18 protein-coding genes are annotated in these 22,474 nt (G+C 67.6%); 10 read left to right on the forward strand and 8 right to left on the reverse strand.

The window, feature by feature from the left end:
* Window positions 1–12: 12 nt before the first annotated feature.
* Together MRY84_RS06480 and MRY84_RS06485 are read left to right on the forward strand one after the other, a co-directional pair.
* Window positions 13–390 carry a DUF4398 domain-containing protein gene (locus MRY84_RS06480; RefSeq protein WP_291504924.1) on the forward strand — a complete coding sequence of 126 codons (378 nt, stop codon included), beginning with the start codon at window positions 13–15 and terminating at the stop codon, window positions 388–390.
* 92 nt (window positions 391–482) lie between these two features.
* Window positions 483–1,406, forward strand: coding sequence for an OmpA family protein (locus MRY84_RS06485; protein ID WP_291504925.1), 924 nt, complete (start codon window positions 483–485; stop codon window positions 1,404–1,406).
* Window positions 1,407–1,489: 83 nt separating this feature from the next.
* Here the strand turns inward: MRY84_RS06485 and MRY84_RS06490 are convergent, their stop codons facing one another.
* Entirely contained in the window at window positions 1,490–2,245 is a 756-nt protein-coding gene (locus MRY84_RS06490; protein WP_291504926.1) for an SOS response-associated peptidase family protein, read from the reverse strand.
* A gap of 185 nt (window positions 2,246–2,430) precedes the next feature.
* Between MRY84_RS06490 and MRY84_RS06495 the strand changes: the two genes are divergently transcribed.
* The gene (locus MRY84_RS06495; protein WP_291504927.1) at window positions 2,431–3,744 is read left to right on the forward strand and encodes an acyl-CoA dehydrogenase family protein; all 1,314 of its coding nucleotides are present in this window, start codon (window positions 2,431–2,433) and stop codon (window positions 3,742–3,744) included.
* A gap of 31 nt (window positions 3,745–3,775) precedes the next feature.
* Here the strand turns inward: MRY84_RS06495 and MRY84_RS06500 are convergent, their stop codons facing one another.
* The 3 genes from MRY84_RS06500 to MRY84_RS06510 form a co-directional block, all read right to left on the reverse strand.
* Window positions 3,776–4,930 carry a diguanylate cyclase gene (locus tag MRY84_RS06500; protein ID WP_291504928.1) on the reverse strand — a complete coding sequence of 385 codons (1,155 nt, stop codon included), beginning with the start codon at window positions 4,928–4,930 and terminating at the stop codon, window positions 3,776–3,778.
* Window positions 4,931–5,119: 189 nt separating this feature from the next.
* Window positions 5,120–5,851, reverse strand: a complete 732-nt coding sequence (locus MRY84_RS06505; protein WP_291504929.1) for a 16S rRNA (uracil(1498)-N(3))-methyltransferase — start codon at window positions 5,849–5,851, stop codon at window positions 5,120–5,122.
* Between the two features lie 87 nt (window positions 5,852–5,938).
* The gene (locus tag MRY84_RS06510; protein WP_291504930.1) at window positions 5,939–7,081 is read right to left on the reverse strand and encodes a phosphotransferase; all 1,143 of its coding nucleotides are present in this window, start codon (window positions 7,079–7,081) and stop codon (window positions 5,939–5,941) included.
* On the opposite strand from MRY84_RS06510, the gene MRY84_RS06515 reads away from it, so the two are divergent.
* From MRY84_RS06515 to rsmA, 3 genes are all read left to right on the forward strand, one after another.
* Window positions 7,080–9,599, forward strand: a complete 2,520-nt coding sequence (locus MRY84_RS06515; protein WP_291504931.1) for an LPS-assembly protein LptD — start codon at window positions 7,080–7,082, stop codon at window positions 9,597–9,599. The two genes, MRY84_RS06510 and MRY84_RS06515, sit on opposite strands and share 2 nt — an antisense overlap.
* Window positions 9,600–9,712: 113 nt before the next feature.
* Window positions 9,713–11,122, forward strand: a complete 1,410-nt coding sequence (locus MRY84_RS06520; protein WP_291504932.1) for a peptidylprolyl isomerase — start codon at window positions 9,713–9,715, stop codon at window positions 11,120–11,122.
* Window positions 11,119–11,919, forward strand: coding sequence for a 16S rRNA (adenine(1518)-N(6)/adenine(1519)-N(6))-dimethyltransferase RsmA (rsmA, locus tag MRY84_RS06525; RefSeq protein WP_291504933.1), 801 nt, complete (start codon window positions 11,119–11,121; stop codon window positions 11,917–11,919). The genes MRY84_RS06520 and rsmA overlap by 4 nt, the downstream gene beginning before the upstream one ends.
* Before the next feature lie 263 nt (window positions 11,920–12,182).
* Here the strand turns inward: rsmA and MRY84_RS06530 are convergent, their stop codons facing one another.
* The 4 genes from MRY84_RS06530 to MRY84_RS06545 all read right to left on the reverse strand — a co-directional run bounded on the left by MRY84_RS06530 (window position 12,183) and on the right by MRY84_RS06545 (window position 15,837).
* Window positions 12,183–12,392, reverse strand: coding sequence for a hypothetical protein (locus MRY84_RS06530; RefSeq protein ID WP_291504934.1), 210 nt, complete (start codon window positions 12,390–12,392; stop codon window positions 12,183–12,185).
* On the reverse strand, window positions 12,371–12,796 hold the full coding sequence (locus tag MRY84_RS06535) for a barstar family protein (protein WP_015016366.1): 426 nt from the start codon (window positions 12,794–12,796) through the stop codon (window positions 12,371–12,373). Before MRY84_RS06535 ends, MRY84_RS06530 begins: the two co-directional genes overlap by 22 nt.
* A 138-nt stretch (window positions 12,797–12,934) precedes the next feature.
* Window positions 12,935–13,342: a ribonuclease gene (locus MRY84_RS06540; protein WP_291504935.1), complete on the reverse strand. Its 408-nt coding sequence runs from the start codon at window positions 13,340–13,342 to the stop codon at window positions 12,935–12,937.
* A 155-nt stretch (window positions 13,343–13,497) separates the two neighbouring features.
* Window positions 13,498–15,837, reverse strand: a complete 2,340-nt coding sequence (locus tag MRY84_RS06545) for an NADP-dependent malic enzyme (protein WP_291504936.1) — start codon at window positions 15,835–15,837, stop codon at window positions 13,498–13,500.
* A gap of 412 nt (window positions 15,838–16,249) precedes the next feature.
* On the opposite strand from MRY84_RS06545, the gene MRY84_RS06550 reads away from it, so the two are divergent.
* The 4 genes from MRY84_RS06550 to MRY84_RS06565 are packed head-to-tail and all read left to right on the forward strand — an operon-like array spanning window position 16,250 to window position 22,364.
* A complete protein-coding gene (locus MRY84_RS06550; protein ID WP_291504937.1) occupies window positions 16,250–17,974 on the forward strand; it encodes a type I secretion system permease/ATPase in 1,725 nt (574 codons plus the stop codon).
* Window positions 17,971–19,671 (forward strand): type I secretion system permease/ATPase, encoded by a 1,701-nt coding sequence (locus MRY84_RS06555; protein WP_291504938.1) that lies wholly within the window; start codon window positions 17,971–17,973, stop codon window positions 19,669–19,671. The genes MRY84_RS06550 and MRY84_RS06555 overlap by 4 nt, the downstream gene beginning before the upstream one ends.
* A 21-nt stretch (window positions 19,672–19,692) precedes the next feature.
* Window positions 19,693–21,018 (forward strand): HlyD family type I secretion periplasmic adaptor subunit, encoded by a 1,326-nt coding sequence (locus MRY84_RS06560; protein ID WP_291504939.1) that lies wholly within the window; start codon window positions 19,693–19,695, stop codon window positions 21,016–21,018.
* The gene (locus tag MRY84_RS06565) at window positions 21,018–22,364 is read left to right on the forward strand and encodes a TolC family outer membrane protein (RefSeq protein WP_291504940.1); all 1,347 of its coding nucleotides are present in this window, start codon (window positions 21,018–21,020) and stop codon (window positions 22,362–22,364) included. Before MRY84_RS06560 ends, MRY84_RS06565 begins: the two co-directional genes overlap by 1 nt.
* Window positions 22,365–22,474: the final 110 nt, after the last annotated feature.

The following is a 22,474-nucleotide window of genomic DNA, read 5'->3' on the forward strand; positions in this document are numbered from 1 at the left end:
GTCCAGACCACCATGCACTCATCCGCCTACTTTCGCATCGCCACCGCATCGCTCGCGCTGGGTGCCCTCGCGGCATGCTCATCAACTCCGCCGCCCACCGAGCAGATGGCCGTGGCACGCACCGCCGTCAATCGCGTGGCCGCCGCGCCGGCCACCGCAACGGCGGCGCCCACGGATTTGCAACGCGCGCAGGAGAAGCTCATCCTGGCCGAAAAGGCCATGGCACAGCAGGACTACCGCAACGCCCGCCGCCTGGCCGCCGAGGCCGAGGTGGATGCCCGCGTGGCAGAGACACGCGCCGAGGCGACCCGCAACGCCACCAACCTCGCGCAGGTGCAGGACAGCATCCGGGCGCTGCAGGAAGAGATCAACCGCCGGTCGCCGCGCTGAGCCCCGCGCGCCGTTCACCCCATTCCCCGGCTCCGCGCTGCCGAACCTCGCAGCGCCCGCGGACCGACCTTGAACTTGAAGGACAACATACCATGCACCATCCATTCATCCGCCGAACATCCGCCCTGTGCGCCAGCCTGATCGCCGCAGGCCTGCTCGCGGCCTGCGCCAGCACGGCGCCTTCCGCCGCGCTGGAACAGGCGCGATCCGCCGTGAGCGCCGCGGCGGGCGACCCCATCGTGAACCAGTACGCCCCCGTGGAGCTGAAGGAAGCCACCGACGCCCTGGCCCGCGCCGACCGCGAATGGGCCGACGACCACGACGAAACCGAGACAAATCACCTCGCGTACATCGCCCGCCAGCGCGCCGAGATTGCCACCAATGCCGCCAGCTCACGCCAGCTCGATGCCAACATCCAGCAGGCCGGCAGCGAAGCCGACCGCATCCGCCTGCAAGCCCGCACGCTGGAGGCCGACCAGGCCCGGATGCGCGCCCAGCAAGCACAGCAGCAGGCCCTGACGGCCGAGCAGCGTGCCGCGCAGCAGCAAGCTGCCGCCGCAGCAGCGCAAGCCCAGGCCAATGCCGCCCAAGACCGGGTGCGCGCGCTCGAAGCCCAGCTGCGCGACATGGAAGCGCAGCAGACCGAGCGGGGGCTGCTGGTCACGTTGGGTGACGTGCTCTTCGCCTTCAACAAGGCCGAGCTGTCCGCCCAGGCCGCGCCGCGCCTGGACAAGCTCGCAAGCTTCCTGAAGCAGTTTCCCGACCGCAAGCTGCTGATCGAGGGCTACACCGACAGCGTGGGATCCGACAGCTACAACCAGGACCTTTCCGAGCGCCGCGCCCAGTCCGTGCGCGATGCGCTGGTGCAGCGAGGCGTCGACACCAGCCGCATCACCGCGCGCGGCTACGGCAAGGCCCACCCCGTGGCCGACAACGCGTCGCCCGAAGGCCGGGCGATGAACCGCCGCGTGGAGATCGTGATTGCCGATGACAAGGGGAACCTGCGCGGTCGCTAACGCAGCTGCCCATCCAAGCCGCGTGCCCGGGTGTCCCGCTCTGCGGAAAACCCGGCCGTGCACAACGGATTACGGATCACGGATCAGCCCAGCAGTCCCTTGGGCACCTTGTCCGCCTTCTTTTCCACGGGGTTGGCCGTCAGCCACTGCGCCGCGTACTGCCGCATGAACTCCTTGGCCTTTTCAGGCCGTGCGGTGAGCCATGCGTCATAGGCGCCCTCGTTCAGGATGGCGGGCATGCTCTTTTCGCTGCCAGGCTGGCCGTAGCGGCGCAGCAAGGCGTGGTTATTGGCATTCACCGTGAGCAGGCAATAGCTGAGGATTACCTCGCCATCGGACCCTTGCCAACGGGCCCACAGACCGGCCACACCCATCGGCTTGCCGTCCACCCGGGCGATGCGGGTGGGCACGGCCTTGCCGGTGCGCAGGTCATCTTCGTAGAACGCCACCATGGGCACGATGCAGCGCTGGCCGTTCAGCCAGGCATCGCGGAACGCGGTACCGGTGGAAGCGGTGTCGGACTTGGCGTTCACCAGCTTGGGCGCCCGCAGCTTCGCATCGGAGGCAGACTTGACCCAATGGGGGACCAGCCCCCACTGCGCTGGCACAAACACCCGCTGGCGGGCAGCCTCACCCCCCGCGGTGTCGGCGGTTTCGCCGTCCGCCGCAGGCACCGCATCGTCTTTGCCCTGGAGCAATGCTGCCGTGGCGGCGTGCACGATGAAGCCGCCCGGCTTGCGCGGCCACAGGTGGCGCTCGCCCAGCCCGGGCGGGGGTTCCACCGCAAAGGCCTCACGGTAAGCATCGGCATGGGCCAGGGTCTCGTAATGGGTACTCATGGCGCCGATGGTAGCGTGCCTGGCGAAGTGATTAGCAACCGAAACGGCCTCTGGCGCTTTACAGAAAAGCGTCATTAGCTATCAAAATTGAAGCAAATGCATGCCAGCCTTGCCGTCGTGATGTGAGTCAAGCCCAGTGTCGCCTGCGTTGTGACGCGGCTGGACGGCGTTTTCACAATGGCTGCATGGACTTCACCCCTTCGCCCCTGGCCCTTCAGCTGCGCAACCGCCTGCAGGCGTTCATCGACCGCTATGTGCTGCCCTACAACGCCGCGTGGCATGCGGCTGTGCAGGCCGGCGACTACCCGCCGCCGTTTCTGGACGACCTGAAGGCGCTGGCGCGCGAGGAGGGCCTTTGGAACCTGTTCCTGCCAGGCCTGCAGGCGGATGAGCCTGGAACGCGCCTGTCCAACCTGGACTACGCGCCGCTGGCCGAGGCGATGGGCACGCTGCCCTGGGCGGCCGAGGTCTTCAACTGCCACGCACCCGACACCGGCAACATGGAGCTTCTGCACCGCTTTGCGACGCCGGCGCAGCGCGCGCAGTGGCTGGCGCCGCTGCTGGACGGCCACATGCGATCGGCCTTTGCCATGAGCGAGCCCGACGTCGCCTCATCAGACCCCACCAACCTGCAGACCACGGTGCGCCGCGACCGCGGCGAGCTGGTGATTCACGGCCGCAAATGGTTCATCACCGGGGCAGCGCACCCACACTGCCGCCTGCTCATCGCGCTGTGCCGCAACGCGGGAGAGGACGGCGAAGACAGCCCCGCCAGCCCGCATGCGCGCCACAGCCTGGTACTGGTGCCGGTGGACGCCCCGGGCTTGCGGATCGTGCGCAACATCGGCGTGGTGCATCACATAGCGCCCGAGGGGCACTGCGAGATCGTTCTGCAGGGCGTGCGCGTGCCCGCCGACCAACTGCTCGGCGCCTGGGGCGCGGGCTTTGCCATGGCACAGGCGCGGCTGGGGCCGGGGCGCGTGCACCACTGCATGCGCACCATTGGCCAGTGCGAGCTGGCGCTGCGGCTCGCCGCCGAACGCGCGCTGGAGCGCACCGCCTTCGGCAAGCCGCTGGCCGACCAGGCCAACGTGCAGGAGTGGATCGCCGAGTCACGCATCGAGATCGACCAGGCACGGCTTCTGGTGCTGCACGCCGCCTGGCTGCTCGACCACGGCAGTGCGGCCGGCGATGGCGCGCACGCCCGGGCCGCGCGAGCGCAGGTGGCCGCCATCAAGGTGGTGGCGGCGCGCCTGCAGCAGCGTGTGGTGGACCGCGCCATGCAGATCTTTGGGGCCATGGGCCTGTCGCCCGACACGCCGCTGGCCGCAGCATGGACCTGGGGGCGCGCGCTGCGCCTGATGGACGGCCCGGACGAAGTGCATCTGCGCACCGTGGCACGGCACGAGCTGGGCCGGGCGCGGGCCGCGCTCGGCGCATCGGCGGCTTACTTCACCACGCCCGAGCAGTTGCGTGCACCAGCGCGCCTGAGCGCTTGAAGCTGGGCGAACGAGCCGGAGAGCCGCAGCGTCAAGCGCGCGCACCGCGCAAGGGCGTCCCGCGCGGGGTGGATGGCGCCACGGCGATGCGGTTGCGCCCCAGCGACTTGGCGGTGTAGAGCGCCTGGTCCGCGCGCTCCAGGGTCAAGTCCACCGTGTCGCCCGGCAGGTGCACGGCCACGCCGATCGAGACGGTCATGCGCAGCGCGCCGTCGGTGTGGGGGATTTCCATCGTCGCCACGGCGTGGCGCAAACGCTCCAGCAGATCGCGCGCATCGTCCAGGCGGGTCTCCGACAGCAGCAGCACGAACTCCTCGCCACCCCAGCGCGCGAGCACGTCGGTGTCGCGCACGCTCGCGCGCACCACGCTGGCGAAGGCCTGCAGGGCACGGTCGCCGGTGGCATGGCCGTGGGCGTCGTTGATGCGCTTGAAGTGGTCGATGTCCAACTGGGCCAGGAGCATGGGCCGTCCGCTGCGCACGCTGCGGCGATGTTCGAGCCCCATCAGGTCCTGCATGGCGCGGCGGTTGGGCAGGCCGGTGAGTTCATCGCGGGTGGCCAGCTCACGGTTCACGGCCAGGGCGTGGGCCAGGGCCTCCCGCTGCTCCCGCAGCCGCGCCCGGATGCGCTGGATGCGCAGGTTCAGCGCAATGCTGCCGCCCAGCACGATGAGCACCATGAGCGCATAGGCCATGTCCAGATAGCCGAAGGGGCCGGTGTTGTAGCGCGTGGTCGCGGCCACCGCGCACGCAAAAGCCAGCAGCGCGTAGATGCCGATGCCGATCACCTCGGCCACGGAGAGGCCGAAAGTGCCAAAGAACAGGATCATGGCCAGCACGCTGGGCACCACACCCCGGGCATCGCCCGCGAGCACGTAGGCCACCGCGCCGCTGGTGATGGTCCACACCATTTGCGGCACCGTGAGCGAAGGATCGGCCAGCCCCGCCGTCGCGCCGGACCGGATGAAGGCGGTCATCACCATCAGCCCGCCGACGGAGATCGCGGCCCACCACTGCACCGCGACCGCGTCCACCTCGCTGCTGGCCGCGGCAATCATCAGCATCACGCCCGCGCTGCAGGCCATGAGCACCAACGCGAGCAGCGCCATGCCCACCAGCGTGCGTCGCCGGGGGTTGGACGAGAGGACCACATCCCGGACGCGTTGCCAGCGGGAAGGCGTGTGCAAGATGAAAGACTCCTGCCGGAAAGGATGGTGCGGTGCACCCTGAGGCAGGGCGCGGCTTGCCCAGCGTACAGCCTCCAGGGTTGCTCCGCAAGGAACAGCCCTGTTCGGTCCACAGGGTCTTGGAGGCCGCTCTGCGCTCTGCAACAGACATCCAGAACAGCCCCATGCGGGCCCAAGGGCGCCGGAGGCCTACAGAAGCGTCAACGCCGCCAATGCCGCCAGCGGCGCCGTCTCGGCCCGCAGCACGCGCGGACCGAGCGTGACAGGCGCAAAACCGTGCTGCAGTGCCAGGTCTTCTTCGGCCCGGCTCAGTCCGCCCTCGGGGCCCGAGAGGAACACCACCGGACCACCCGGCGCGGCGGCCGAGCCCAGGGGTGCGGTGCCCTCGCGCAAAGAAAGCAGCAGGCGCAGCGCACCGTCCGGCGGCGTCCCGACCCACCGGGCCAGTTCCACCGCCGCATGGACCAGCGGCACGCGGTTGCGGCCGCACTGCTCGCACGCGGCCACGGCCACAGCCTGCCAATGGGCAATCTTCTTGTCGGCGCGCTCGCCCTTGAGCTTGAGGACGCTGCGCTCCGCCATCAAGGGGGTGATGCTGGCCACGCCAAGTTCGGTGGCTTTCTCCACCAGCCAGTCCATGCGGTCGTTGGCCGTGATGCCAGCCAGCAGGTGCACGGCGCGCGGCGCCTCGCGTTCGATGGCGCGGTGCGCGCCCACCAGCACGCGCACATCGCTGCGGCCCATGCGCAGCACCGTGGCGTCAAACTCGCCGCCAGGAGCGTCGGCACCCAGGCCACCATGGAACAGCGTGATGGTGTCCCCCGGCTGCAGGCGCAGCACCTGCACATGCCGCGCTGCGCCCGGAGGCAGGTCCAGCTCGGCGCCGGCGGCCAAAGGGGCGGGGCAGTGGAAACGGGGCATTAGCTACTCTATTGATAGCTGCTCGCGCTTGATGGACAAGCGCCAGAGCCATATTGAATTCATATTCCGGGAGCGCGCCTCAGCGGACTACATCCGCCCGTAGGCAAACCCCGTGAGGGGCTCGGTGCCTTCGATCTGGTCGAGCATCTTGAGCAACGGACCCAGCTGCCGGTAGCGGTTGGCCGTGGCACGGATATAGCGAAGAAAGCGCGGTGCGTCCGCCAGGTACTTGGGCTTGCCGTCGCGCAGTGTCAGCCGCGCGAAGATCCCGGCGACCTTCAGGTGGCGCTGCAGCCCCATCCATTCGACGCTGCGATAGAACTCGCCAAAGTCGTCCCCCCAACCGCTCGCACTGCCCGCACCCAGCAGCCCGGCCTTGCGCGCCTTCTCCCAGTAACGCACGGTAATGTCGATGACAAATTCCTCTTCCCAGCTGATGAAGGCATCGCGCAGCAGGCTGGCGATGTCGTAGGTGATGGGGCCGTAGACCGCATCCTGGAAGTCGAGCACACCCAGCGGCCCGCCCTGTTCTGGGGCCGCCATCAGGTTCCTGGTCATGAAGTCCCGGTGCACGAACACGCTCGGAGCTGCCAGGTTGTGCGCCACGATGGCATCAAAGGCACTGGCCAAGGTGGCTTGCTGCCGGTCATCCAGCACCACGCCCCGGTGCTTGGCCAGGTACCAATCGGGGAACAACGCCAGCTCGCGGCGCAGCAGGGCCTCGTCGTAGACGGGCAGCACGCCCGGCCGCGAGGCCTTCTGCCAGTCCAGCAGCACATCGGTGGCTTGGTTGTACCAGGCGAAGGCGTCGTGCGGCCGGGCCGGGTCGAGCAGCTCGATCAGCGTCTGACGACCCAGATCGGACAGCAGCATGAAGCCGCCCGCCTCGTGGAACGCGAGGACCTGGGGCACATGCAAGCCCGCCTCCGCCATCAGGCGCTGCACGCGCACAAAAGGCCGGCAGTCTTCCTTGTCGGGCGGAGCGTCCATCACGATCAGGCTGCCCCCGGCTGCGCTGTCAATGCGCAGGTAGCGCCGGAAACTGGCGTCGGCCGAGGCAGGGCGCAGCGTGTCGGGCAGCAACTGGTGCGGCGTGACCAGCGGTGCCAGCCAGGCTTGAAAGGCCGCTTGGCGCGCTGCATCGGGCCAGGTGACGGTGGGAGCAACAGGGGTTGCCACGGCCGCGCCCTCGGGCGGGCAGGCGGCAGGAGAAGAGGATGGGTGGCTCATGGATAATCCGATTTTACAAATCCGCCCCCGGCTGCCTGGGGTGGGCCTCCCTCTAACGCATCTGCCCCCGCCCACCGCCCACGTGCCACGTCGCAAGCCTTCCACCGTGCAGACTCCGCCCCTGCGGACCCGGCGCCTGCGCGCCGCCCCCGTGCCCCGTGCCCTGGCCTATGGTGTGGCCCTGGCCTGGTGCGGCCTGCCCCAGGCCGTGCTGGCACAGGCGGACAGCAGCGGCGCCCCGCCCGCCAGTGCGTGGGACGCACCTGCGCCCGCCCTGCGCAGCTCGCCCCTGTTGCAGGAAAAAATCCCGGACGCGGTGCGGCCCCAGTTGCCGGTGTTCGTGTCGGGCGACCGGGTGGAAGGGCAGACCGACCTGAACGCCGTCATCGAAGGCAACGCCGAGCTGCGCCGCGGCGATACCGTGATCCGCGCAGACCGGCTGGACTACAACGTACCGCAGGACTTGGCCAAGGCCAACGGCAACGTGCGCATCAACCGCGCGGGCAACGTGTACGAAGGCACGGCGCTGGAACTGCGCGTGGACGCCTTCGAAGGCTTCTTCAGCGACGCGCGCTACAAGTTCCTGGCCAACCAGGCGCATGGTGAAGCCACCCGGGTGGATTTCATCGACCGCGACCGGGCCGTGGTCTACACCGCCACCTACACCACCTGCCAGCGTGGCAACGAAGCGAGCTGGGAGCCCGACTGGGTGCTGCGCGCTGGCACCATCCGCATCGACAACGAGGAAGAGGTGGGCACGGCCGAGGACGCAGTGCTTGAATTCAAGGGTGTGCCCATCCTGCCGGTCCCGTACATCACCTTCCCGCTGTCCGACAAGCGCAAGTCCGGCCTGCTGCCGCCCACCATCGGGCTCGACAGCCGCGACGGGCTGGCGTACACGCAGCCGTACTACTGGAACATCGCCCCCAATCGCGACGCCACGCTGCGCGCAGCCCTCATGACCAAGCGGGGCGCCAACCTGGGCGGGGAGTTCCGCTACCTGGAGCCGACCTACAGCGGCAAGCTCAGCGCCGACGTCATGCCGTCGGACCGCCTGCGCGACCGGATGCGGTGGAGCTTCTCGGGCCAGCACCAGGGAGCCTTCCCCACGCCGATCGGCGGGGTGGGGCTGAACCTCAACGTCAACCGGGTCAGCGACGACAACTATTGGCGCGATTTTGGCCGCGCCTCCGAAGTGCTGCGCCAGCGCCTGCTGCCCGGCGACGCCATCCTGTCGTGGGGGGGCAACGACATGTCGGCCAGCGTGCGCACGCTCAAGTGGCAGACGCTGCAGGACGTGACCGCCCCCATCGTGCCGCCGTACGACCGCATGCCCCAGCTCCAGTGGCGCTATGCGCCGTCACAGCTGGGGGGGGGGCTCGACGCCACCGTGGAGCTGGACACCACGCGGTTCCAGGCCGCGCGCGAGCTCACGGGGCAGCCCAACGCTCACCGCAGCTACGCCATGGCGCAGATCAGCCGGCCGTTTCTGTCGCCGGGCGGATTCATCACGCCGCGCCTGCAGCTGCATGCCACGCAGTACCAGTTCGACACGCCGCTGTCCAACGGACGGCGCTCGGCCGACCGCACCTTGCCCACCTTCAGCCTGGACAGCGGGCTGGTCTTCGAACGCGACGCCGCCTACTTTGGCCGCAGCTTCCTGCAGACCCTGGAGCCGCGTGCGTTCTACACCTACACACCCTACCGCGACCAGAGCATGCTGCCCGTATACGACACGGCAGCCAACGACTTCAACTTCGCGACGATCTTCACCGAGAATGCCTATGGCGGGAACGACCGCTTGGCCGACAACAACCTGCTGACGCTGGGCGTGACCACGCGCCTGCTGGACCCGAGCACCGGCGCCGAGGCCGCGCGCTTTGGCATCGCCCAGCGGGTGCGCTTTTCGGACCAGAAGGTGACGCTGCCGGGCGCCGCGCCCGTGAGCGAGCGCCTGTCCGACCTGCTGCTGGGCGCGGGCATCACGTGGACGCCGCAATGGGGCTTCGATTCCACGGTGCAGTACAACCCCAAGACCGGCCGGTCCATCCGCTCGACCATCGGCGCGCGCTACACGCCGGGCAACTACCGCACCGTGAGTGCTGCCTACCGCCTGCAGCGCGGTACCAGCGAGCAGATCGACATCGGCTGGCAATGGCCCCTGAGCGCCCTGTGGGGCGGCGACGCGAAACCCGCAACCACTGGCGGAGGCCAGGGTGGCGGCCGCTGGTACACCGTGGGCCGGCTGAACTACAGCCTGCAAGACCGCAAGCTCGTGGACACCATCGTGGGCCTCGAATACGACAGCTGCTGCTGGATCGGCCGCGTGGTGCTGGAGCGCCTGCAAAGCAGCGTGACCACCTCCAACACACGCCTTCTGTTCCAGATCGAGTTCGTGGGCTTCTCCCGCCTGAGCCTGGGCGCCAGCCCGCTGGAAGCCCTCAAGCAACACGTCCCGCGCTACCAGACCCTGCGCGAGCAAACCAGCACGCCAAGCCGGTTCAGCAACTATGACTAGTCCCCCTCTGCCGCGGCAAAATCCGCCGCGCCCTGCTCCAGGTTGCCGCGGCCCCGCCCCCCGTTTTCGCCAGCACGGCAACGTGCCCACCCACGCTCTCACCGCTTAACGCCATGAATCACCGAGTCATCGCACTGGCCATCGCCGCTCTGGCATCCCTCTTGTCGCAGGGTGCCCTGGCCCAAGGGCTGCGCCCTTCCGGCGCCCCGACCGGCAAGGGCCTGACGGCGCGCCCGCCGGCCACGCCGTCGATCACGCTGCCGGCGCAGGGCAGCACCAGTGATGCAACGCCTCGGCAGGCAGACTTCATCGTCGCCGTCGTCAACTCCGAGCCGGTCACCAACAACGAAGTGCGGGCGCGGATGGCGCGCGCCGAAGCGCAGCTGGCCCAGCAGGGCGGAGCCATGCCTCCGCGCGACCTGCTGGCTCGCGAAGTCCTGGAGCGGATCATCCTGGAACGCGTGCAACTGCAGCAGGCCAAGGAGGCCGGCATCAAGGTGGACGATTTCGCCGTATCGCAGGCCGAGCAGGGCGTCGCACGGCAGAACAGCATGTCGGTGGACGAGCTGTACCGTCGCCTGGGGCGCGACGGCATGGGCAAGGAGCGCTTTCGCGAAGAACTGCGCAACCAGTTGCTGCTGCAGCGCCTGCGCGAGCGCGAAGTGGAAGCGCGCGTGAAGGTTTCCGACCTGGACATCGACCAGTACCTGCGCGAGCAGCAGGCGGGCACCGATGCCACCGCCATGGAGATCAACCTGGGGCACGTGCTGGTGCTGGTGCCCGAAAACGCCAGCCCTGCCGAAGTGGCGGCACGCCAAGCCCGGGCCCAGAGGGCGGCCGACAAGGTGCGCGCCGGTGAGGATTTCGCCGCAGTGGCACGCGAATTTTCCGATGCGCCCGAAGGTCAGCGCAATGCCGGCCAGCTGGGCCTGCGCCCGGCCGACCGCTACCCTGAGCTTTTCGTCAACTCCACGCTGGGCCTGCCAGTGGGCAGCATCGTGGGGCCGGTGCGCTCGCCCGCAGGGTTCCACGTGCTCAAGGTGATCGAGCGCGTCACGGCCGGCTTGCCCACCACGGTGATGCAGAACCACGCCCGCCACATCCTGCTTCGCACGGGGCCGCAGCTGTCCGAAAGCGCCGCAGCCGCACGCCTGGCCGAGTACCGCCGCCGCGTGCAGGCGGGCCTGGCCGACTTTGGCGCCTTGGCGCGCGAGCACTCGCAGGACGGCAGTGCCAAGGATGGCGGCGACCTGGGCTGGGCCACGCCGGGCCGCTACGTGCCCGAGTTCGAGCAAGCCCTGAACGCCCTCGCGCCCGGCGACATCAGCGAACCTGTGGTCTCGCGTTTCGGCGTGCACCTGATCCAGTTGCTGGAACGCCGCCAGGCCAAGCTCACCCAGCGCGAGCAGCGCGACATGGCGCGCGATACCGTGCGCGAGAAAAAGCTGGACGAGGCCTACGCCACTTGGGCCCAGGAGTTGCGCGGCCGGGCCTACGTCGAGTACCGCGATCCGCCGCAATGAAGCATATTCCCCGCAAACGCTTCGGGCAGCACTTTCTGTCCGACCACGGGATCATCGATGGCATCGTGCAAGCCATTGCGCCGCAGCCGGGTCAACCCATGGTCGAGATCGGGCCGGGGCTGGCAGCGCTGACACAACCCCTGGTAGAGCGCCTGGGGCGCCTCACGGTCATCGAACTCGACCGCGATCTTGCCCTTCGATTGCGGCTGCACGGCCAGCTCGAAGTGATCGAGTCCGACGTGCTCAAGGTGGACTTCACTGCCCTCGCACACGCCATGCGCGAGAAAGCCGGACAGCCCGACTTGCGGCTGCGCGTGGTGGGCAACCTGCCCTACAACATCTCCACGCCCATCCTGTTCCACCTGCTGGAGCACGTGCAGGTCATTGAAGACCAGCACTTCATGCTGCAAAAGGAAGTGATCGACCGCATGGTGGCGCAGCCTGCCACCGGCGACTACGGTCGCCTGTCGGTCATGCTGCAGTGGCGGTATGCGATGGAAAACGTGCTGTTCGTGCCGCCCGAGAGCTTCGATCCTCCCCCGCGTGTGGACAGCGCCGTGGTGCGCATGGTGCCGCATGCAGAGCCCGCGCCTTTGTCGGTCCCGCTGCTGGAGGAACTGGTCCAGGTCGCCTTCAGCCAGCGCCGCAAACTGCTGCGCCACACGCTGGGCCGCTGGCTCGAAGCCCGCCAGTTCGCCGGCCATTTCGACACCCAGCGCCGCGCCGAGGAAGTGCCCGTGGAAGAGTACGTAGCACTGGCGCAGGAATGCTCTAAAATTGATAGCTTCCAGCGCTGACTAGGCAAGCGCTGGAGCCTTTTTTGGCTTGTGAAGTGCAGAGTGTGTCGGGTTACGCTTCGCTAACCCCGACCTGCCCCCGCGACATCGCGGCCGCCACCTTGATGCGCTTGACTTCGCCACTAGCGTGGCAACCGGCGCGGCACAGACCAGCGACCGCTGCGCTAGGGCCGCCGCGCTGGCGGTGTCCCCCTTCCCCGAATCGCACAACAATTCGAGAGAAGGAGGAAGCGGCAAAGCCGCTCAGGGGGATGCACCGAAGTTCAGGCCGCGCTGAGCCAATAGCCCGCGTTGAAAGGGCTGCTCATGCGCAGCGCCATCGGCGACACGTCGACAAGCTTGTCGGTCGGCATTTTCTCGGCGGAATCCGCGCCGATCTCAATGCCTTGGACGTCCTGGGTGCTGGTAGCCTCGTTCGCCCGTTCTGCTTGGCTGGTGGATGCAGAACGGGCTACAGAAAAGAATAGAAACACCGGAACGGTATCTTGCGATCGCCCCAGTAGTCGGCAGCGTCGCGGAAGATATCGAGCAGCTGTTCCCGCGCCTCCTTGTCGAACTTGCCCGTGGCGGGGATCTGCTCCAGCACCACGATGAAGCCAGGCTGCGGGCCCGATTTGTGCAAGGGATCCGTCATGCAGTCGTACAGCGCATCAAAATTCTTGCCGAAATGCGACGGGAAGGTGAATTGGGCGGCAATCAGGTCCAGCACATCCTGCTTGGACTGCGCGTGGGCCAGGTTGGCGTACAAGAAATGGTGACCCATGGAGGTGGCGGCGTCCTGCAGGTCCTGCACGCGGAAGGCGCGAATGGACTGGACGATATTGGTGCGCACGCCACGCAGTGGCGTCTCCAGGTCTTTACGAAGTGGCGTTTGCATCTCCGCTACTCTTTCTTTTTAAAGTCCACAAACTCTGGCGTTTCGCAAGGCTGCGGGCGCTGCCTGCGGGTGGGGATTCAAAAGGGGCGCACTGACCGCCGCCAGCGTAGCTCTGGCCTGCGTGCAGCGCAACGGGGGTCACTCGACGATTTCGCGAAAACTGGCGTAGTGATCGCTGGTGTAGTAGCACGCATCCGGAACCCGGGGCTTGCCGCCACACACAATGCGCCGGGCTCCCCGGTTTCGCGATCCTGGCGTTCTGACGGTGTATTCACGGTAGTAGCCCCGGTGTTGGGGGGGCAGCAGCCGCTCGCGATTACCGAAAACTGTTCCGTCCTTGTCATACGGAAAAGGCCCTCCCTCACGGATCAGCGCATAAGTCTCACGCCCCTGAGGAGGCAACTCGGCCAATGCAATGGGAGATAGGGAGCCGCCGGTGGGCGGCGAGTTCCGGGCATGCCCCGCCACCGGGGACAACACGAACGCAACACCCAACGCACACAAGAACCCTGCTTTGCGCGCCCGGGTGGCTACAGCCTTCAGCATCAACGAAACCTTTCAGAAACTACGGGTTTACCCGAAATTTCGAGCCGCTAGTGTCGCTCAACGGCCCCCAAAAAGCAAGCGCCTGCACAAAGATTGAGCAGACGCTGAAGGGTAGGACAAGCAACCAAAGTTAGCGCTTGCTACGGCTTTATGGCTTATCTTGCGACGTTGGCATCCGCCACGGTCAAGGCTGTCATGTTGACAATCCGGCGCACGGTGGCACTGGGCGTCAGGATGTGGACGGGTTTGGCCGCGCCCAGCAGCACAGGGCCAATGGCGATGCCGCCGCCTGCTGCCGTCTTGAGGAGGTTGTAGGCAATGTTGGCGGCATCAATGTTGGGGAACACCAGCAGATTCGCATCGCCGGTGAGTTCACTGCTGGGCATGAGGGCGGCACGGGCCTTGCCGTCCAGCGCCACGTCGCCGTGCATTTCGCCATCCACTTCAAGCCAGGGGGCCTGCTGGCGCAGCAGCTCCAGCGTCTGGCGCATCTTCACGGCGCTGGGGTGGTTGCTGGTGCCGAAGTTGGAATGCGACAGCAGCGCGGCCTTGGGCTTGAGGCCAAAGCGCATCATTTCCTCGGCGGCCAGCGCGGTGATCTCGGCCAGCTCCTGCGGCGTGGGGTCGTAGTTCACGTGGGTGTCCACCAGGAACACCTGGCGGCCGGGCAGCATCAGGCCGTTCATGCAGGCGTACACCGGCACATCCTGCGCGGTGCTGTCGGCGCCGCCCGCGTGCTTGCCGATCACCTGGTCGATGTACATCAGGTGGTTGGCCGTGGTGCCCCAGGTGCCGCAGATCAGGCCGTCCACCTCGCCCTTGTGCAGCATCATCGCGCCAATCAGCGTGAGGCGGCGGCGCATTTCGATTTTTGCGACCTGCTGGGTGATGCCCTTGCGCTCGGTCATGCGGTGGTAGGTCTGCCAGAAGTCGCGGTAGCGGTGGTCGAAGTCGGTGTTGACCACGTCATAGTCCACGCCTTCCTTCAGGCGCAGGCCAAACTTTTCGATGCGCTGGGCAATGATGGCGGGGCGGCCGATCAGCGTCGGGCGGGCCACCTTCTCGTCCACCACGATCTGCGCGGCGCGCAGCACGCGTTCTTCCTCGCCCTCAGCGTAGGCCACGCGCTTCTTGGCGGCGGTGCGTGCTGCGTCGAAGATGGGTTTCATCGTCGTGCCGGAGGCGTAGACAAAGGTCTGCAGCCGGTCGCGGTACGCGTCCATGTCGGCGATGGGGCGCTGCGCCACGCCGCTGTCGGCCGCCGCCTGGGCCACGGCGGGGGCGATCTTCATCATCAGGCGCGGGTCGAACGGCTTGGGGATCAGGTACTCGGGGCCGAACGACAGCTTCTCGCCCACATAGGCTGCGGCCACCACTTCGCTCTGCTCGGCCTGGGCCAGCTCGGCGATGGCGTGCACCGCCGCGATTTCCATCTCATCGGTGATGGTGGTGGCGCCGCAGTCCAGCGCACCGCGGAAGATGTATGGAAAGCACAGGACGTTGTTGACCTGGTTCGGATAGTCGGAGCGCCCCGTGGCCATGATGATGTCGCTGCGCACGCTGTGCGCCAGCTCGGGCGTGATTTCGGGGTTGGGGTTGGCCAGGGCAAAAATCACCGGACGCTCGGCCATGCTGGCCACCATCTCGGGCTTGAGCACGTTGCCGGCCGACAGGCCCAGGAACACGTCTGCACCAACGATCACCTCGGCCAGCTTTCGCGCGTCCGTCTTCTGCATGAACTGGCGCTTGTCATCGTCCATGAGCTCTTCGCGGCCTTCGTACACCACGCCGGCCAAATCGGTCACGAAAACGTTCTTGCGCTGCACGCCCACCTTGAGCAGCAGGTTCAGACAGGCCAGCGCTGCCGCGCCCGCACCGCTGGTCACGAGCTTCACGTCTTCGATCTTCTTGCCCGCCACCTTGAGGGCATTGACCATGGCAGCCGCCACCGTGATGGCCGTGCCGTGCTGGTCGTCATGGAAGACCGGGATCTTCATGCGCTTGCGCAGCTCGCGCTCCACGTAGAAGCAGTCAGGCGCCTTGATGTCCTCCAGGTTGACAGCCCCGAAGGTGGGCTCCAGCGCGGCGATGACCTCCACCAGCTTGGCAGGATCCTTCTCGTCGATCTCGATGTCGAACACATCCACGCCGGCGAACTTCTTGAACAGCACGCCCTTGCCTTCCATCACGGGCTTGGAGGCCAGCGCGCCGATGTCACCCAGACCCAGCACCGCAGTGCCGTTACTGATCACCGCCACCAGGTTGCCGCGCGAGGTGTAGCGGAAGGCGTTGGCCGGGTCTTTGACGATCTCTTCGCAAGGGGCTGCCACGCCGGGCGAATAGGCCAACGCCAGGTCGTGCTGGTTGACCATCTGCTTGGTGGCAGCGATGGCGACTTTGCCCGGCTTGGGAAACTCGTGGTACTCCAGAGCGGCACGGCGCAGTTGAGCGCGCTTGTCGAGTTGATTGTTCTGGGCCGTGTCGTTCTCGGGCATTCAGTGTCTCCAGTGACTAAAACCTGCGCTGCAGGCGCTCTTGCGCGGCTGTCAGCTTTGTAAGGGTGTGCGATTGTAGGGGGATGGCCGTGAAAACCCTAGTAAGCGAATCTGCTTATGGGTGGGGTACTTCATCCAGCCCCATGCGTGGACAAACCACGCTGACGCGAAAACAACATCCATCGAAAACTTGCTCCCGGACCGCTGCCGATCGGGGCTCCAGCGGCGTGCCCGTTAAAAAATGCTTCAAACTCTCGCGTTCGGAGCCTTTCATGCACCAACCACAAGAATTCCACGCTCGCCCCTCCTCCCGGAGTGCAGCTGCGACCTGGTCCATCCTGCACGCGGCGGACCGGACGGCTGGCTGCGGCGGGCCAGATGCCCGACGCGGGCCAACCTTCAGGCCCCCCCAATGACCGCTCCGACGGAAACGGCAAAGGCCCTCGCACGGCAGGTGCCCGCCCTGCGGCGGGCTTTCATGTTTTCAGTGCTGGCAGGTTTGCTGGTGCTGGTGCCCACCGTGTACATGTTCGAGGTGTACGGGCGCGTGGTGGACAGCCGGGACCTCCTTACCCTGGGCATGCTCACCCTGATGGTGCTGGTGGCGCTGGCGGTGATGGAAGTGCTGGAGTGGGCGCGCAGCGAAACCCTGCGCGAAGCCGGCAGCGCATTCGACACGCAGCTGGCCCCGCGGGTGTTCGAGGCCACCCATGCGGCCCACCTCAAGAAGGGCCAAGCCCTGGGCACGCAACCGCTGGCGGACTTGCGAACGCTGCGCGATGCCTTTCACAGCACGGCACTGGCTGCAGCGCTCGAATCCCCGGTCGCTGTGGTCGCGCTGGTGGTCCTGTTCATGATCCAGCCCCTGCTCGGGTGGGTGGCGCTCGCGCTGGCGCTGGTGCAGGGCCTGCTCTCCTGGTTCAACGAGCGCGGAACGGCACAGCCCCTGGCGCTGGCGAACCAGGCCGACATCCAGGCGCGCATGTATGTCGAGGGGACGTTGCGGCACGCCGACGTGGTGGCAGCCCTGGGGATGGCGCCTGACATGCAGGCACGCTGGCTGCGCCTGCACCGCGAGACGCTGGCACTGCAGGCGCGCGCCTCGGACAACGCGGGGCTGTACCAGGCGCTGGGGCGGGGCCTGCAGACCACGCTCGCGTCCGCGCTGCTGGGCCTGGGGGCATGGCTCTTGTTGCATGACGAACTGACCGGCGGGGGCGGCATGCTCATCGTTAGCTCGGTGCTGGGAGCGCGCGTGCTTTCGCCGCTGGTGCAGCTGGTATCGCAATGGCGCAATGTGGTGCAGGCCCGGCTCGCGTGGCAGCGCCTATCCAACCTGCTCGAGCGCCTTCCGGCCGCTGCGCCGGCCATGGCCCTGCCCGCGCCCCAGGGCCATGTGGCGGTGGAAGGGTTGACGGCCGCGGCCGCCGCTGGCGGCCCCCCCATGCTGCGCCACATTGCGTTTGCGCTGAAGCCGGGCGAGGTGTTGGCCGTGATCGGCCCTTCTGCCTCGGGCAAGACCACGCTCGCACGCATGCTCGTGGGATTGTGGCCGCCGCTGGCGGGCACGGTGCGGCTCGACGGTGCCGACATCAGCGCCTGGAACAAGGCTGAACTCGGGCGCCATCTGGGTTACGTGCCCCAAAACGTGGAGTTGCTGGCGGGCACGCTCGCCGAAAACATCGCGCGCTTTGGCGACGCCGACACTGCAGCGCTGCACGAAGCCGCGCGAGCCGTGGGACTGCACGACTGGATCACGGCCCTGCCACAGGGCTATGACTCGCCGGTCGGAGATGAGGGCGTCATGCTTTCAGGCGGCCAGCGCCAGCGCGTGGCCCTGGCGCGCGCGCTGTATGGCAAGCCAGCCTTCGTGGTCCTGGATGAGCCCAATGCGAGCCTGGACGAGGCCGGAAACCAGGCGCTGGTGCAAGCCATCGCCGCCACCAAGGCGCGCGGCGCGACGGTCGTGGTCATGACCCATCTGCCCGGCGTGCTGGCCGTGGCCGACAAGGCCCTGGTACTGCATGGCGGTACGCAGCGGGCCTTCGGCCCGCGCGACGAGGTGATGGCCGCGCTGCAGAAGGCCAACCAGAACAACTACGGCAACGGAAACACCCCCGCGCCCCGCGTGACATGAGCCTTTTCAACAACCCGCCGCGCGGCGAGATCGCGCAGGCCTTGTGGAGCCAGCGCCGCGCCTGGGCCGCCGTGGGCCTCTTCAGCATGGTGGCGAGCGTGCTGCTGCTCACGCCCACCCTTTACATGCTTCAGGTGTACGACCGCGTCATGGTCAGCCACAGCGAAGTCACCTTGCTGGTGGTCTCGTTGATCACGCTGTTCCTCTTCGTGGCCATGGGCTTTGCCGATGCGATCCGGGCGCGCCTTCTGGTGCGCCTGGGAGCCCGGCTCGATGCCACGCTGAGTGGACGCATCGGGGCCGCCGCCTTCGCGCGCAGCGCACACGAACCCGATGCCCAGCGAACACAGCCATTTACCGACTGGACGGAGCTGCGCCAGTTTCTCACGGGCCCGGGCATCCTCGCCTTCTGTGACTTGCCGTGGACGCTGGTGTACGTGGCCGCACTGTTCCTGCTGCACCCTTTGCTGGGCGTGGTGGCCATCTGTTTCGCACTGGTACAGGCGGCGCTGGCGTGGCTGGGCCACCACCGCACGATGGCACCTGCCGAGTCGTTGGCGCAGGCCCAGGCCGAATCCCACGCCTACCTGCAGGGCAAGTTGCGCAACGCCGAAGCCGTGGAGGCGCTGGGCATGGCGGTCCCGCTACGCCAACGATGGCTAGGCCTGCACCAGCGAGCCGCCCAGCGCCACGCGGCGCTGCAAGGGCTCACCCACCGCGTCGTGGCCTGGAGCAAATACGTGCGCTATGCGCAGCAGACCGCCTCGCTGGCTGCGGGGGCCATTCTGGTCATTCGGGGCGAACTCACACCCGGCGCCATGATTGCCGCCAACGTTCTCATGGCGCGCGCGCTGGCACCCATTGACCAGTTGGTGGGGGTGTGGCGGGGCTTGCTGGGTGCACGCGCAGCCTATGACCGCCTGGCGCAACTGCTCGCGGCTTACCCCACGCAGGACGGCCTTTCCACGAGCTTCGCACCGCCCGCAGCACCCGCAAGCCCGGTCGTCGCCCGCGGCCTGTGCGTCGCCGCGCCAGGCCGGGCGCAGACCATCCTCCACGCGCTGGACTTCGTGGCCCAGCCTGGCACGATCACGGTCGTCCTGGGGGCATCGGGGTCGGGGAAGTCCACGTTGGCGCGCGCGTTGGCCCATGCTTGGCCAGCGTCGGCAGGCGAGCTGAACACCGGCGGCCGGCGCGTGGGTTACTTGCCGCAGGAAACCGCCCTGTTCAACGGCACCGTGGCAGAAAACATTGCACGGTTTCACACCCAGGATGGCGTGGTCGACGCCGCGAAAGTCGTGGCAGCGGCCAAGGCCGCCGGCCTGCATGACATGGTATTGCGCCTGCCCCAAGGCTATGACACGCCGGTGGGCGAAGGCGGCCGCGCCCTGTCGGGCGGCCAGCGCCAGCGCATAGCCCTGGCGCGTGCGCTGTACGGCGAGCCCGACCTCGTGGTGCTCGACGAGCCGAATGCCCACCTGGACGATGCAGGGGAGGCGGCGTTGCTGCAATCGCTGCGCGCGCTGGCCGCCCGCGGCGCCACTGTTTTCCTCATCACACACCGCCCAGGGGCACTGGCGCTGGCCGACCAAGTGCTGGTGCTGCACGAGGGACGCCTGCGCGCCCAGGGGCCGCGCGATGCGGTGCTTGCGCAACTGCGGCCGTCACCGGCGACATCCCAGGCGCTGCCTGCCTGAGCTACTTTTACGATGGAACCCATGCCGACACCCACGACACCCCCCTCTCCGCTGGAGCCTCCGACCGACACGGGCCGCGCCGCGCGCATCGGCCTGTGGACGCTGGGCCTCGGGTTGGGCGGCTTCCTGCTCTGGGCCGCTTTCGCGCCGCTGGATGAGGGCGTTCCCAGCCAGGGCATCGTGGCCCTGGATACCAAGCGCAAGGTGGTGCAGCACCTCACCGGGGGCATCGTGCGCCAGGTGTTCGTGCACGAAGGCCAGGCGGTGAAGGACGGCCAGCCCCTCATTGCGCTGGACGACGCCACCACGCGCGCCCACTATGAAACATCGCGACTGCGCTACTTCACCTTGCGTGCCATGCAAGGCCGGCTTGAAGCCGAGCGGACCGCCGCCGACACCCCGCGTTTTGCGCCGGACCTGCTGGCCGCCGCAGAGTCCGATCCGCAGATCCGCCAGTTGGTGGACACGCAAACGCAGTTGCTGCGATCCCGGCGCGCTTCGCTGCAGGCCGATGTGCAGGGCATGGAAGAAAACATCCAGGGCCAGCACGCTTTGCTCCGTTCCTATGCCAGCCTGGCGGAGGGACGACGCGCCCAGCGCGCACTGCTGCAGGACGAGCTCAACCACACGCGCGAACTGGTGAAAGAGGGATACGTGCCGCGCAACCGCCAGCTGGAGCTGGAACGCCAGATCGCCGACACCGATCTCGCCCTGACCGAACTGCTGGGCAACACCTCGCGCGGCCAGCGGACCATTGCCGAACTGCGCCAGAAGATCCTCTCGCGCCAACAGGAATACCGCAAGGAAGTCGAGACGACGCTGGCCGAAGCCATGCGCGATGCGGAGCCCGAAGGCAAGCGCTACGCGGCGCTGGGCGGGGAGCTGGCCCGCACGGAAATCGTGGCGCCCGTTGCAGGCCAGGTGGTGGGACTGGCCGTGCAGACCGTGGGAGCCGTGGTGCAGCCGGGTCAACAGATCATGTCGATCGTGCCACCTGGTGAGCCGCTGGTGCTGGAGGCGAGGGTGGCGCCGCACCTCATCGACCGGGTGCATGCGGGCTTGGCCGCCGATGTGCGTTTTGCCTCCTTCGCCCATTCGCCGCAACTGGTGGTGCAGGGGGAAGTGGCCTCGGTGTCGGGCGACTTGCTGACGGACACCCAGACCAACGTGAGCTACTACCTTGCACGCATCAAGCTCACGCCCGAGGGCATGAAGGAGCTTGGCAGCCGCCAGCTACAGCCGGGCATGCCGGCCGAGGTCGTCATCAAGACCGGAGGACGCAGCCTGCTCACCTATCTGGCGGCGCCGCTGTTCAAGCGGATGGCAGGCTCGATGAAGGAAGAATGATGAAGATGATGGCGCGAGCCCCGACCTCTGCCGTACTTGCCTGCCTGGCCCTGCTGGGAGGATCGGGCCGCGCCATGGACCTGCAGGAAGCCTACCAGGCCGCCTTGCTGCAGGACGCCACCACCCGCGCGGCGCGCGCGGCAGTGGCGGCCGGGGACGAGCGCATCCGCCAAGCCGAGGCACAGCGCTATCCCAACGTGAGCCTGAGCGCTGGCTACCAGCGCAACAACCTCGATCGCACCCAGCCCAACATCCTGGGCGAAGACGCCACGGTCAACGATCGCTATCCCAGCAAAAACGCCACGCTGACGGTGCGCCAGCCGCTGTACCGCAAGGCAATCACTCTGGGCATTGAACAAACACGGGCGCAGCGGGACGATGCGCAAGCCGGCCTGCAAAAGGAAACGCAGAGGCTGGCCGTGCGCGTGGCGGACGCTTACACCGAGATCCTGTTCGCGCGCGACCAGTTGGACTTCATCGCTGCACAAAAAGCCGCCACCACCACCCAGCTGGACGCTGCCCGCAAGCAGTTTGCCGGCGGCACCGGCACCCGCACGGACATCGACGAAGCTCAGGCCCGGCTCGACATGGCGCTGGCCCAGGAGCTGGAAGCGCGCCAGCAGCAGGGCTTTGCGCAGCGGCAGCTGTCCCTGCTCATCAACGCGCCGGTGAACCTGGAAGCGCTGCGCCCGCTCGCGGTGGATCGCCTTGCCGCCTGGAGTCCCCCTGTCCACAACCTGGAGGAGTGGCTGGCGCAGGCCGAGGCGCGCAGCCCTGAACTGCGCCAGCTCCAGGCCCGGCTTGAGTCCGCACGGCTCGATGTGGAAAAGGCCCGCGCGGGCCACTTGCCCACGCTGGACGCCGTGGCCCAGTGGAGCCGAAGCGAAAGTGAAAGCGTCACCTCGCCCAACACGCGCTATGTCAACCGCACGATTGGTGTGCAGCTCAACATGCCGCTGTACGCTGGCGGCTATGTCAACGCCGCCACGCGCGAGGCCCTGGCGCGCCAGACCCAGGCAGAGGAACTGCTCGAGGCCGCGCGCCGCGATCTGGCCCTGCGCGTGACAACCGAGTTCCGCAATGTGACCGAAGGCCGCCTGCGGGTCCACGCCCTGGAGCAGGCCGAGCGCTCGGCGGAACAACTCGCCCAGTCCAGCCGCAAATCGATGCGCGGCGGCGTGCGCACCCTTGTTGACGTATTCAACGCCGACCAGAAGAAGGCGCAGACCCAGCGCGACCTGGCCCGTGCGCGCTATGAAATGCTCGTCGCCTACGTGCGCCTGCTGGCGCTGACAGGAAGCGATGAAGCTTCAGGCATTGCTGCAGTGAATGGGCTGCTTCGCTGAGGGCATTGCACCGCGCGGCCACGGGACTCTGTGGGCGCACCGCAAAAGCACAAAGGCCGCCCCAGGGCGGCCTTTGTTTTGGCTGGCAACGCCCGCAGGGCACTACCAAG

The sequence above is a fragment of the Acidovorax sp. genome, assembly GCF_022763525.1.
Taxonomy (GTDB): Bacteria; Pseudomonadota; Gammaproteobacteria; order Burkholderiales; family Burkholderiaceae_C; genus Acidovorax.

Excerpts from the sequence above, each read along its gene's own strand:
- MRY84_RS06480 (WP_291504924.1), top strand. The coding sequence starts at position 13 with ATGCACTCATCCGCCTACTTTCGCATCGCCACCGCATCGCTCGCGCTG.
- MRY84_RS06485 (WP_291504925.1), top strand. The coding sequence starts at position 483 with ATGCACCATCCATTCATCCGCCGAACATCCGCCCTGTGCGCCAGCCTG.
- MRY84_RS06490 (WP_291504926.1), bottom strand. The coding sequence starts at position 2,245 with ATGAGTACCCATTACGAGACCCTGGCCCATGCCGATGCTTACCGTGAG.
- MRY84_RS06495 (WP_291504927.1), top strand. The coding sequence starts at position 2,431 with ATGGACTTCACCCCTTCGCCCCTGGCCCTTCAGCTGCGCAACCGCCTG.
- MRY84_RS06505 (WP_291504929.1), bottom strand. The coding sequence starts at position 5,851 with ATGCCCCGTTTCCACTGCCCCGCCCCTTTGGCCGCCGGCGCCGAGCTG.
- MRY84_RS06515 (WP_291504931.1), top strand. The coding sequence starts at position 7,080 with ATGGATAATCCGATTTTACAAATCCGCCCCCGGCTGCCTGGGGTGGGC.
- MRY84_RS06510 (WP_291504930.1), bottom strand. The coding sequence starts at position 7,081 with ATGAGCCACCCATCCTCTTCTCCTGCCGCCTGCCCGCCCGAGGGCGCG.
- MRY84_RS06520 (WP_291504932.1), top strand. The coding sequence starts at position 9,713 with ATGAATCACCGAGTCATCGCACTGGCCATCGCCGCTCTGGCATCCCTC.
- rsmA (WP_291504933.1), top strand. The coding sequence starts at position 11,119 with ATGAAGCATATTCCCCGCAAACGCTTCGGGCAGCACTTTCTGTCCGAC.
- MRY84_RS06535 (WP_015016366.1), bottom strand. The coding sequence starts at position 12,796 with ATGCAAACGCCACTTCGTAAAGACCTGGAGACGCCACTGCGTGGCGTG.
- MRY84_RS06540 (WP_291504935.1), bottom strand. The coding sequence starts at position 13,342 with ATGCTGAAGGCTGTAGCCACCCGGGCGCGCAAAGCAGGGTTCTTGTGT.
- MRY84_RS06545 (WP_291504936.1), bottom strand. The coding sequence starts at position 15,837 with ATGCCCGAGAACGACACGGCCCAGAACAATCAACTCGACAAGCGCGCT.
- MRY84_RS06550 (WP_291504937.1), top strand. The coding sequence starts at position 16,250 with ATGACCGCTCCGACGGAAACGGCAAAGGCCCTCGCACGGCAGGTGCCC.
- MRY84_RS06555 (WP_291504938.1), top strand. The coding sequence starts at position 17,971 with ATGAGCCTTTTCAACAACCCGCCGCGCGGCGAGATCGCGCAGGCCTTG.
- MRY84_RS06560 (WP_291504939.1), top strand. The coding sequence starts at position 19,693 with ATGCCGACACCCACGACACCCCCCTCTCCGCTGGAGCCTCCGACCGAC.
- MRY84_RS06565 (WP_291504940.1), top strand. The coding sequence starts at position 21,018 with ATGAAGATGATGGCGCGAGCCCCGACCTCTGCCGTACTTGCCTGCCTG.